This is a genomic window from Rathayibacter sp. AY1C1, from assembly GCF_002932105.1.
GTDB lineage: Bacteria > Actinomycetota > Actinomycetes > Actinomycetales > Microbacteriaceae > Rathayibacter.
Window position 1 is genome coordinate 29,831 of the sequence record NZ_PSWH01000033.1, and the last position, 10,866, is coordinate 40,696.

Here is a 10,866-nt window from a genome sequence, read left to right on the forward strand (position 1 = left end):
GCGCACCGCTTCCGCCCTGTACTACGCCGTGATCGTGCTCGGCCTGATCGGGTTCTTCGCCGTCGGGATCCTCGGGAGGTGAGCCGGATGCGCCGCTTCCTGCGCGAGAACGGACTCTCGCTGTTCTTCCTCGCGATCTTCCTGCTCGCTCTCGCCGGGCAGTCGTTCGCCGGGCTCGCCGCCTACAACGACACCCAGGTCGCGGAGGGGCTGCGGGAGGTCGGCTACTGGCGCTTCGTCACCTCCTCCGACTTCGCGATCGACGTCGCCGAGAACTGGCAGTCGGAGTACCTCCAGTTCTTCCTCTACATCGGCGCGACCGTCTGGCTCGTGCAGCGCGGCTCGCCCGAGTCGAAGCGGGTGGGCGAGGAGGGCCTCGAGACCGACGAGCAGCAGAAGGCGGGGGCATCCGCGGAGGACGACTCGCCGCCCTCGGCCTCCGCCGGCCGCCTGCGGCAGGCGCTGTTCTCGCACTCGCTGCTGCTGGTGATGGGGGCGGTGTTCCTGCTGTCCTGGGCGGCGCAGTCGGTGACGGGCGTCGTGGCCTACAACGAGGAGCAGCTGACGAGCCTGGAAGCGCCCGTCGACTGGCTCGGCTACGTCTCCTTTGCCGACTTCTGGAACCGGACGCTCCAGAACTGGCAGTCGGAGTTCCTCGCGGTGGGCAGCATGGCGGCGCTCGCCGTGTTCCTGCGCGAGCGCGGGTCGAGCGAGTCGAAGAAGGTGGGCGACCCGCACGGGCGGACGGGGATCTGAGCGGTCAGGGGGCGTCGGATCGGACGCGGATCTCGTCGCCCTCGAGGGCGAACCGCAGGGACGTGCCGATCGGGAACCGCTCGCGCAGGGCCTCCGGCGCCGCCGACGTCACGGTGAACTGCGCGACCGCGGGGAACGCTCCGGCCGTGCAGCCCTGGAAGAACAGGCCGTCCTGCGGCTCGGCGGTCCGCACGATGGAGAGGCACGAGCCGGCGCTCGAGGAGCGGCGCTGCCGGACGACGGTGAGCCCCGTGTCGGCGGGCAGGCTCTGCCGCACGACGGTGAGCCCGCCGAAGTCCTCGGTGGTGACCGATCCGTCGAACCCCAGTCCCTCCCAGCCGGGGAGGTCGGTGCCGTTCGACAGCGGCAGCACGGCGACCTCGCGGCCGGGCTGTCCGTCCTCGGCGGTGGCGAGGAGGGTGGCCCCCGCGGCGACGGCGGCCGTCGCGGCCAGCGCGGCGAGGAGGAGGAGGCCGCGCCGACGGGAGCGGCGGGGCGGGACGTGGCCGAGGGGGTCGGACTCCTCGTCGGCGGAGGCGTCCGCGGAAGGTGCCGCGTCCTCCGGCGCCGCGTCCCCGGAGACCGCGGGAACCACCGCGTCCGGCAGTGCGGTGCCGAGGGCGGGGCGGACGCGGGCCTCGAGCGCGGAGAGCCGGGCGAGCGCGCCGGGGTCCCGCTCGATGTCGGAGCCTCGGCCGTAGGCGCGCCGCTGCAGCTCCGCGAGCTCGTCCGGTCGCTGATCGTCCACCCCCGGATCCTCGCAGGCCCGGCGCCCGAGCGGGACCCGCCGGCGCGTCGAGGTCCTGGCGGTCGAGCAGCCCGGACGGCTCATCGAGACCCGGTGGACGGTGCGGCCGCTCGGCCGGCGGGGGAGGTCAGTCGTCGTCGTCGTCGAGGTCGTCGTCGCGGTCGGCGGCGATCATCTCGACGATCGTGTCGACGGTGAGCCAGGGGCCGTTGCTGACCTCGCCGATCTTCTCGCGGTCCTTGAAGACGACGATGCGGTCGCTGAGGCGCACCACCTCCTCCAGCTCGGACGAGATGTAGACGACGGTCACCCCCTCCTTCGCGAGCTGCGCGATGTGCGCCTGGATCTCGACCTTCGACGCCACGTCGATCCCGCGCGCCGGCTCGTCGAGCACGAGCAGCCGCGGACGGGTCGCGAGCCACCGCGCGAGGACCACCTTCTGCTGGTTGCCTCCGGAGAGGTACTTCACCGGGATGTCCGGGTCGGCCGGCGAGATGTTCAGCGCCTCGACGTAGGTGCGCACCAGGGTGTCGGTCTCGGCGGCCGACAGCGGGTGCGCCCAGCCGCGCAGAGCCTGCAGGCCCAGCACGAGGTTCTCGCGGAGGGAGAGGTCGCCGATGATCCCGTCCTCGCGGCGGTTCTCGCTCGAGTGGGCGATGCGGTGGCGCAGGCCCGACACCGGGTCGGAGATGCGGGCGGGCTCGCCGTCGATCAGCACCTCGCCGGTGTCCGGCTTCTCGACCCCGCTCACCAGCGACGCCAGCTCGGTGCGCCCCGAGCCGCGCAGGCCCGCGAAGCCCACGATCTCGCCGCGGTGCAGCTCCAGATCGGTCGGGCCCACGGCGCCGCGGCGGCCGATCCCGTGCGCGCGGTAGATCGCCGGGCCGACCGGCTGGCGGCGGTGCTCGCGGCGGTCGGAGCCGATCTGCCGCAGCGCGTCGATGTCCTTGCCGATCATCTTCGCGATCAGCTCGGCGCGGTCCATGGTGTGCGCCGGGTACTCGCCGACGGTGCCGCCGTCGCGGAGCACCGTCAGCCGGTCGCTGAGGGTGAGGACCTGCTCGAGGAAGTGCGAGACGAACAGGATCGCGACGCCCTGGTCGCGCAGCCTCCGCAGCACCGTGAAGAGGCGGGCCACGTCGCTGAGGTCGAGGCTGGAGGTGGGCTCGTCGAGCACGAGCACGCGCGGACGGTCGACCATCGCGCGGCTGATCGCGACCAGCTGGCGGATCGCCGGCGAGAGCGAGCGCAGCGGCAGGTGCGGGTCGAGGTCCTCCAGGCCCAGCTCGGCGAGCATCTCGGCCGCGCGGTGGTGGGTGCGCGACCAGGAGATGCCGAAGCGGCCGCGGACCTCGTGTCCGAGCATCACGTTCTCGCCGATGCTGAGGTTGTCGGTGAGGCGCTCGTCCTGGAACACGGCCGTGATGCCCGCTGCCTTCGCCTCCGCCGGGCCGCTGAAGCGCCGGGCGACGCCGTCGACGAGGATCTCGCCCGCGTCGGGCTGGTGGATGCCGGTGAGCGTCTTGATCAGCGTGGACTTGCCCGCGCCGTTCTCGCCCATCAGTCCGTGGATCTCGCCCGGCACCAGCCGCAGGTTCCCGTCCTTCAGAGCGGGTCCGGAGGCGAAGGAGACGCGGATGCCGGTCATCTCGACGACGGGTGCCGCGGAGCTCCGGGTCGTCCTCGATGAGATCGCCACGTGCCGTCCTCGGTTCGTGTGCGGCGCGCCGTCAGGGTCCGGCGTGCCAGGGGCTGCCGCCGATGATACGCGAGCGCATGCGGCGGGACGGGAACAGGAGGGTCACGATCGGGGAGCGGCCGTGGAGGAGCGGATCACCAGCTCCGTGGGGATCCGGGTGCGCTGCGGGATCTCCTGGCCGCGGATCCTCGCGTGGATCACCTCGGCGACCGTCGTCCCGAGCTTGTCGAAGTCCTGGCGGACCGTCGTCAGCGGCGGGAGGAAGTGGCGGGCGGTGGGCAGGTCGTCGAAGCCGACGATGCTCATGTCCTCGGGCACGCGGATCCCGCGCTCGACGAGGCCGTGGATCACTCCGAGCGCCATCTCGTCGTTCGCGACGACCATCGCGGTGAAGTCGGGCACCGACTGCAGGCTCGCGGCGAAGTCGTACCCGGAGTCCGGGGTCCAGTCGCCGATGACGATGGGGCGCTCGTGCATCCCCCACGACTTCGCGCGGCTGTGGAAGGCGCGCTCGCGGGCGCGCGCGTCGAGCCAGTCGAGGGGGCCGGAGAGGTGCAGCACGTCGCGGTGGCCGAGGTTGCCCAGGTGGTCGACGGCCTGGAACATGCCGGCCTGCTGGTCGACCGAGACGGTGAGGAAGCTCGGATCCTTGTCGCTCTTCACCACGAGCGTCGGCACGCCGATCTCGACGGTGCGGAGGGTCGCCACGGAGGAGGAGCGCGGCGCGATCACGCAGAGCGCGTCGATCCCGAGGCCCATCAGGTGGGCGATCGCGTCGGTGGGGGTCATCTCGAGGTCCGGCCGCAGCGCGACGGAGGTGATCGAGTACCCCTTCTCGCGGGCGGCGCGCTCGATCGCGCGGAGGGTGCTCGACGGCCCGTACTCGGCGCCGCTCTCGATCATCACGCCGATGCGGTCGGTGCGCTGCGTGACGAGGGAGCGGGCGGCGATGTTCGGCCGGTAGTTGAGCTCGTCGACCGCCTCGAGGACCTTCTGGCGGGTCGATTCCTTGATGTTGGGGTGCCCGCTGAGCACGCGCGACACGGTCATGTGCGAGACGCCCGCGACCGCCGCGACATGGCGGAGGTTCGGCCGATCGGCCATGAGAGGACCTCCTCCGCTCCCCGGGCGGGTGAGCCGCGCCACCCCGGCGCGGACGAGGCTCAGAGGGCTCGGCTGCCGGGGGTGGCACCAGCATAGTCAGGCGGGGCCGACCTCCCGGTGGGCGCCTCCTGAGCGGCGGGCATCGTCCGATCCGCTGCGGCATCCGCCGTGGCGCGGGGCGGGCGGGACCGTCCCGGTCGCGTCGCTCTCACTGCGGTCCTCGATGATCGAGGGGGCTCCGGGGCGTCGTGAGCCCTCGCCAGAACACGTCGTGCAGGGAATGCTCGGCGACGAGCTCCGGAAGGATCGGGGCCGCGTCCGCTCCTCGTAGGAGGATGTCGTCCAACGAAGCGATGACGTCCACGACCGAGCGCGGAGTGAACTGCCCGGCGAGACGTTTCGCCTTCGCACGGACGTTGTTGGGCGTGGGGCCCGCATCGATCACGGAGTGGTTCCAGAGCCGGCTGTGGTGAGCGCACCGGTTGCGCAGGTATACGAGTGCGCGGACCCGGTAGGCGAAACCGGCTCGGGCGACTCCCAGACCGGACGCGACGTCCCCCGCAAGCGATCCTCGTGCCCCTCGCTCGATGCATCTCGACAGAGTTCCGAAGGACCAGGCCTCGACGGCCGACCACACCGGTAGCTCGCCGAAGGCGGCCGCGCCCCTGCCGCCGGGGAGCTCCGTGAAGCGGAGGACATGCCGTTCCCTGCTGCGCTCGATGTCGCGGAGGCACGAATCGACTGTCGACTCCGCGTTCGGAGACTCGGAGTAGAAGCTCTTCTCGAGATAGCACTCGTACGGGCCGTGCTCACGAGCGATGACATGAGCCGTACGGCTGCGGAGAAGGATCTCGGCATGAGCCAGTCGAGCACGCAGGCTCTGCCGCAGCGCTTCATCTGCGTCGCAGACCGCTCGGACGTCCTCGAACGAGACTCCGTCCGCGAACGAGTCGTCCCCGTCGTGCGGAGCCCGCTGGAAGTAGCGGGCGTACCCGGAGAAGCGGTAGTGGTTCTGCGCGGCCAGGTAGCTCGTGCAGGCCTCCCCGTCGGCGATGCCGAGCCCGCGGTCACGGAGGAGCTGGACCTGCTGCTTCCACGACAGGCTCGGTTTCCGTGCCATCGCAGTACCTCGGTGCCGAAGAAAAAGGCCCCTCCCATGTGAGCATCGCGGAGAGGCTTGGGAGGGGGTCGATCGGATCGAATCTACCAGGCGTCCCTCAGCCGTGGTCCCTGCGGCGCCACTCGACCAGCAGGTGGCACGAGTGCTGATCGGACCATCGCCGCAGGACGGAGAGGGCCGACCGCTGCGGCGCCGAACGCTGCGGGTCTTCGAAGGCGCGGGGCGGGCGAGTACTCTCGGGAGCCTCATGGCACGCGACAACGAACCGACCGTCACCCTCACCGATCCGCTCGAGGAGCGCCTGCGCGCGCAGGTCGCCCGCGAGGGGGAGCGCAACGTCGCTCTGCGATCCGCGGCCCTGCTCACCGGCGGGTACGAGGGCGAGTCCTTCCTCCTCACCGTGGGCGGCGAGCACGCCGACGGGATCCTCAAGGGAGCGCCCTCCCTCTACTGGCCCGAGCTCTGGGGTGCCCGCGCGCTCCTCTACGTCTGGGACGACGACGCCGCCGACGCGGTGACCGCCGGACTCGCGAACCCCTCCTGGCGCGTCCGCGAGATGTGCGCCCGCGTCTGCGCCGAGCGCGTGCTGGGCGGGCAGAAGAAGCTGTCCCGCCTGACCACCGACGAGCACCCCCGGGTCCGCGCGGCAGGAGCGCGCGCTCTCGTGGCGGCCGCTCTGGCGGGGATCTCCTCCGGTCGCGACGCGAAGGGCGAGTTCGCGGCGAGCGTCGAGGCCGTCCTGACGGGCATGCTCCGCGACCCGGACCGCGACGTCCGCCGCGCCGCGCAGCAGTCGGCCGACGCGCTGCGGGACGCCCGCTCGGCCTGAGCGGACCGCCCGCCGGCGGTCGAGGCGTCGCGAAGGGCCGCCTCCCGGCTCCGATGACGACCGTTCGTGACGCCTCGGAGCCCCGGGGGCTCAGCCGACCAGGTGCGTCGCGCGCTCGAAGGCGCGCTTCAGCTCGTCGCGCTTGCGGGGCTGGCTCATCGCCCGCTGGCCGGGGCTCCACGAGTCGATGACCGTCGGGCCGTCGACCAGGTAGGGCTCGATGTTCTTCTTCCAGCCGCTGGTCGGCGCGGTCCCGGCGTTGACGACGACCCGCAGGTCGGGGAGCAGCGGCAGGAGCCGGCGCAGCTCCATCGCGCCCTGCCGCACCTCGTCCGCGTCGGGGGCGCCGTCGAGCTGCCACGGCACGATGTTCCAGATCAGGGTGCGGGCGTGCAGTCCGACCTCGTCGCGGAGGGTCCAGGTCGAAGCGGCCGTCGCGTCGTCGTTGTCGACCGAGACGAAGCCGGAGCCGTCGGGGCCGGTCGACATCGGTCCCGGGGCCTCCAGCACGATGAGCGCACGCGCCTCGACGCCGGCCTCGGCCGGGTCGAAGTCGGGCACCACGGCACCGGGATGCCTGCGCGTGCGCCGGGCGAGGAGCTCCTCGCGGAACACCCGGAGGGGCTGCACCGAGGGCTCGTCCTCGAGCAGGGCCCGGCGCTCGTCGAGGGCGGAGCGGTCGCGGAAGCCGTACGGCTCGGTCAGGAACACCCTCCGAGGCTAGTCGCGATCCGCCCAGCCGCGGGAGGCGGGCCTGCGGGCGCCCTCCTGGGTGACCCCGGCAGGGCCTGGCTCGCGCCGCCCCCGGCTCCTACGGTCTGACTGCAGTCGAGAATCTGGACCGGAGGGGGTCACCGTGTCGGACGAGCCGTCAGTGAGCATCGGGGTTCCGTACGTCGAAGGGGGGTCGTCGCCACAGGTGCTGGACGTGTACAGCAGGTCGGTGTCCCCGGCCGAGGACGCCGCTCGGCCGGCCGTCGTGCTGATCCACGGCGGCGGGTGGTTCCGGGGGGACAAGAGCAAGGAGCGGGCGCTCGCGACGATGCTGGTCGACGCCGGCTACCTCGTGTTCGCGGCGGACTACCGCGAGGCTCCGGACTCGGTCTTCCCGGCCAGCAGGGACGACGTGCTCGCCGCGGAGCGGTGGGCGGTCGCGTCCGAGTGGGCGTTCGACCGGAGCAGGCTGGCGTTCTTCGGCGGATCGGCGGGCGGGAACCTGGTCGTGGAGGCCGCGATCGCGACCGGCCGGCCCGCCGTCAGCTGGTCGGGGATGTTCGACCTCCTCGGCATCGTCGAGGCGACCGACGACCTCCCGGCCACGCCGACGACGCAGGACCTCGACGCCATGAAGAGCGCCGACATCAACCAGACCGGCCGGAACGACGCCTTCCTGCGCTGGACGATCCTCAACGAGGTCGGGGGCGACCGCGGGCTGCTCACCGCCGCCTCCACGACGCGCCACGCCTCCCCGGACGGCGGGCCGGTGTTCCTGGCCAACTCGCTCGGCGAGTTCGTCCCCGTGAGCGACGCGCAGGCCATGCAGGCGGCGCTCTCCGCGGTCGGAGTCGCCAGCACGCTGCAGCTGATCCCGGGCACCCGTCACGCCGAGGGGTACACGGAGGCGGCCATCGGCCCCTCGCTCGCCTTCCTCCGCGACGCCCTCCCGCCGGCCCGAGCATGACGACGACGGAGTTCGCCGGAGTCGGAAACGTCTTCTACTTCGTCGACGACCTCGACGCCGCTGTCGCCTGGTACTCGGCGCGGCTCGGGCGCGAGCCCGTCGTCCGCGGTGGGGCGCTCGTGGCCTACGACCTGGACGGCACCCGTCTGACGCTGCACGAGCGGGACGAGCTGAACCGGCCCGGACCCGACGGCACGAGCCCGTACTGGACGGTCCCCGACGTCGACGCCGTCGTCGCCGACTGGACGGCGAACGGCGCCGTCGCCCACCGCGGTCCGAAGACGGTGTTCACGGGGGAGCGGCTGTGCCAGCTGCTGGACCCGTTCGGCAACCTCTTCTCGGTGCGGCAGGCCGTGCCCCGTGACTGAGGACGTCGCTCCGGCTCCCGCCGCCCCGGCGCAGACGTCCGCGCCGGCGCAGCCGTCGGCCTGGGCGCCCATGGCGATCACCGCCTTCCGGGTGCTGTGGTTCGCCCAGCTGGGCAGCAACATCGGCACCTGGATGCAGACCGTCGGAGCCCAGTGGTACCTGGTCGAGGCGGCCGCGGGCGCGGCGGTCGTCGCGCTGGTGCAGACGGCGAGCCTGGCGCCCTCGATCCTCGTCGCCCTCCCCGCGGGCGTGCTGGCCGACTCGCTCGACCGGCGGCGGCTGCTCATCTGGGGGTCGTCGGCCAGCGCGCTGCTGGCGGCCGCTCTGACGGTCGTGGCGGCGGTCGGCGCGCTGACGCCGTGGACGATCCTGGCCTTCACCTTCCTCCTCGGCATCACCTCCACCCTGACCTCGCCCGCCTGGCAGGCGATCCAGCCGGAGCTCGTGCCCCGGAACCTGATCGCGGCGTCGTCGGCCCTCGGCGGCGTGACGGTGAACGGCGCCCGCGCGGTCGGCCCGGCCCTGGCGGGAGTCGTCCTCTCGGCGTTCGGCGCTCCGGTGGTCTTCGGCATCAACGCCCTGAGCTTCATCGGCGCCGTGCTCGCTCTGCTCTGGTGGAAGCGGCCGACGCAGACCGGCCTCGACGACCGCGAGCAGTTCGGCGCCGCGCTGAAGGGAGGGATCCGGTACGTCGCCTCCGCGCACCTCGTCCGCCGGATCCTCCTCCGCTCCGCGCTCTTCGCCCTGCCGGCCAGTGCGCTCTGGGCGCTGCTGCCGCTCACCGCGAAGCGCCTCCAGCTCGACTCCAGCGGCTACGGCTTCCTCCTCGGGGCCCTCGGTGCCGGTGCCGTGCTCGGCGTCTTCGCCCTGCCGCTCGCCCGCCGGAAGCTCTCGGACGACGTCGTCATCGGGGCGAGCGCCGTGCTGTTCGCGGCGGGGACTCTCGCGGCGGCCTTCCTGCCCCTCGTTCCGGCCCTGCTGCTGCTGGTCCTCGCGGGGCTGGCGTGGATCGGCACCCTCACCGTGCTGAACGCGGCGCTGCAGCTCACGCTGCCGCAGTGGGTGCGGTCCCGCGGAGCCTCGATCTACATCCTGGTCTTCATGGGGACCATGGCGGTCGGCTCGATCGGCTGGGGCCTGGCCGCGCAGGTGCTCGGCACCGCGCCCGCGTACGCCGCGGCGGCCGCTCTGCTCCTCCTCGTGGCGGCCAGCGTGCGGGTGCTGCCCCTGCTGCCGGGGACGGGCACCGTCGACCGCAGCATCTCGATGTCGTGGCCCACGCCCACGCTGGTGTTCGAGCCGGAGCCGACGGACGGGCCGGTGATGGTGCAGATCTCGTGGACGGTCCGCCCCGACTCCCTCGCGGACTTCCGATCGGCCATGCGGCTGCTGGAGAGCTCCCGCCGCCGGACCGGCGCCTCGCGCTGGGCGCTCTACCGGAGCGGGGAGGAGGCCGACGTGCAGCTGGAGACGTTCATGGTGCCCTCGTGGGGCGAGTTCCGGCGGCAGGAGACCCAGCGGCTCACCGGCCGCGACCGCGAGATCCGCGCGGCGGCGCTGACCCACGCCGACGGCGATCCCGTCGAGCGGCACTTCTTCCCGAGCGCGACGCCCTCCTCCTGAGAGAGGGAGCGGCGGCGAGCCGTCCCCGTGATCGTCGAGACGGCCGGCGTGCGAGCGGTGTCTCGGCGGATGTCTCGCCCCGCGTCCCGGGCGCGAGGGCGGAGGTGCGCTGCGGTCAGCCGCCGACGGTGGAGCCGAAGCCGGACTTGCCGGAGGAGCCGAAGCCGCCCGAGAGGGTCGCCTTCGAGCCGACGGTCGAGCCCGCCGGCGCGCGCTGCACGACGTCGGGCTGGGTCGCTCCGCGGGCCGCGAAGCCACCGGACGCGACGGGCGCCCAGCTGGTCGCCCGCGTCGAGTTCCAGCGCGAGGACGCGAAGATCAGCGGGCCGAGCCAGAAGCCGCCGGCGTAGTGCCCGCGGTACTCGTCGGTGGCCTCGCACAGCTGCTCGGGGTCGTCGCCGACCTCCTCGCCCTGCGCCTGGAGCTGGGCGATCTGCTCCCGCACGTCGGCGAGGCAGTCCTCACGGCTCGCGTAGACGGGGCGCTCGGCGTTCTCGGGGATGACGTAGTCCTGGCCGTCGGCTCCCGTGGCGACGACGCCGTCGGTCGAGGGGCCGCCGTTCGCGAGGGCCACAGCGAGGCCGACCGCGCCGACCGCGACCGCGCCGCCGATGAGCAGGCCGCGGCGGTTCTTCGCGATGCCGCTGATGCCGACGCTCCGGGAGCGGTGGGGAGCGGTGCGGGTGGAGCCGTCGCCGCGGCCGGTGCCGCCGCTCGAGCCGCCGCTCGGCGTGCCGGAGCCCGCCGCGGGCTCGCGGCTGCCCCAGTCGTTCCCGGAGCTCGGCGTCCCCGAATCGCCGGGGGTGCGGTCGTCGTCCGTCATCGGGTCTCCTCGTCCTGCGGGCGGGCCGCAGGACACCCGCGCGGCCCGCCCGCAGGACGAGGAGACCCGATGACGGACGACGACCGCACCACCTGAGACTATCCGAAGACGAGC

At 73.1% G+C, this 10,866-nt stretch carries 11 protein-coding genes; 5 read left to right on the forward strand and 6 right to left on the reverse strand.

All coding sequences use genetic code 11. The features are described 5' to 3' along the window. Positions 1 to 87 precede the first annotated feature (87 nt). Positions 88 to 756 (forward strand): DUF6766 family protein, encoded by a 669-nt coding sequence (locus C5C71_RS14125; protein ID WP_104337915.1) that lies wholly within the window; start codon positions 88 to 90, stop codon positions 754 to 756. Between the two features lie 4 nt (positions 757 to 760). Here the strand turns inward: C5C71_RS14125 and C5C71_RS14130 are convergent, their stop codons facing one another. The 4 genes from C5C71_RS14130 to C5C71_RS14145 all read right to left on the reverse strand — a co-directional run bounded on the left by C5C71_RS14130 (position 761) and on the right by C5C71_RS14145 (position 5,427). Next, the gene (locus tag C5C71_RS14130) at positions 761 to 1,504 is read right to left on the reverse strand and encodes a hypothetical protein (RefSeq protein ID WP_104337916.1); all 744 of its coding nucleotides are present in this window, start codon (positions 1,502 to 1,504) and stop codon (positions 761 to 763) included. 127 nt (positions 1,505 to 1,631) lie between these two features. Next, positions 1,632 to 3,152 (reverse strand): sugar ABC transporter ATP-binding protein, encoded by a 1,521-nt coding sequence (locus C5C71_RS14135; RefSeq protein WP_104255631.1) that lies wholly within the window; start codon positions 3,150 to 3,152, stop codon positions 1,632 to 1,634. Positions 3,153 to 3,305: 153 nt separating this feature from the next. After that, positions 3,306 to 4,307 carry a LacI family DNA-binding transcriptional regulator gene (locus tag C5C71_RS14140; RefSeq protein ID WP_104222399.1) on the reverse strand — a complete coding sequence of 334 codons (1,002 nt, stop codon included), beginning with the start codon at positions 4,305 to 4,307 and terminating at the stop codon, positions 3,306 to 3,308. A gap of 208 nt (positions 4,308 to 4,515) precedes the next feature. Then, on the reverse strand, positions 4,516 to 5,427 hold the full coding sequence (locus C5C71_RS14145; RefSeq protein ID WP_104315462.1) for an Abi family protein: 912 nt from the start codon (positions 5,425 to 5,427) through the stop codon (positions 4,516 to 4,518). A 247-nt stretch (positions 5,428 to 5,674) separates the two neighbouring features. Here C5C71_RS14145 and C5C71_RS14150 point away from each other — a divergent pair, with 247 nt between their 5' ends. Beyond that, positions 5,675 to 6,256 (forward strand): HEAT repeat domain-containing protein, encoded by a 582-nt coding sequence (locus C5C71_RS14150; protein ID WP_244230570.1) that lies wholly within the window; start codon positions 5,675 to 5,677, stop codon positions 6,254 to 6,256. Positions 6,257 to 6,346: 90 nt separating this feature from the next. Here C5C71_RS14150 and C5C71_RS14155 read toward each other — a convergent pair whose 3' ends face one another. Then, positions 6,347 to 6,967 (reverse strand): hypothetical protein, encoded by a 621-nt coding sequence (locus C5C71_RS14155; protein ID WP_104288159.1) that lies wholly within the window; start codon positions 6,965 to 6,967, stop codon positions 6,347 to 6,349. A gap of 217 nt (positions 6,968 to 7,184) precedes the next feature. On the opposite strand from C5C71_RS14155, the gene C5C71_RS14160 reads away from it, so the two are divergent. The 3 genes from C5C71_RS14160 to C5C71_RS14170 are packed head-to-tail and all read left to right on the forward strand — an operon-like array spanning position 7,185 to position 9,929. After that, positions 7,185 to 7,937, forward strand: a complete 753-nt coding sequence (locus C5C71_RS14160; RefSeq protein ID WP_181065720.1) for an alpha/beta hydrolase — start codon at positions 7,185 to 7,187, stop codon at positions 7,935 to 7,937. Next, positions 7,934 to 8,305, forward strand: coding sequence for a VOC family protein (locus C5C71_RS14165; protein WP_104234343.1), 372 nt, complete (start codon positions 7,934 to 7,936; stop codon positions 8,303 to 8,305). The genes C5C71_RS14160 and C5C71_RS14165 overlap by 4 nt, the downstream gene beginning before the upstream one ends. Next, positions 8,298 to 9,929: an MFS transporter gene (locus tag C5C71_RS14170; RefSeq protein ID WP_258062150.1), complete on the forward strand. Its 1,632-nt coding sequence runs from the start codon at positions 8,298 to 8,300 to the stop codon at positions 9,927 to 9,929. Before C5C71_RS14165 ends, C5C71_RS14170 begins: the two co-directional genes overlap by 8 nt. A gap of 115 nt (positions 9,930 to 10,044) precedes the next feature. Here C5C71_RS14170 and C5C71_RS14175 read toward each other — a convergent pair whose 3' ends face one another. After that, entirely contained in the window at positions 10,045 to 10,752 is a 708-nt protein-coding gene (locus tag C5C71_RS14175; RefSeq protein ID WP_104222404.1) for a hypothetical protein, read from the reverse strand. Between the last annotated feature and the right edge of the window lie 114 nt (positions 10,753 to 10,866).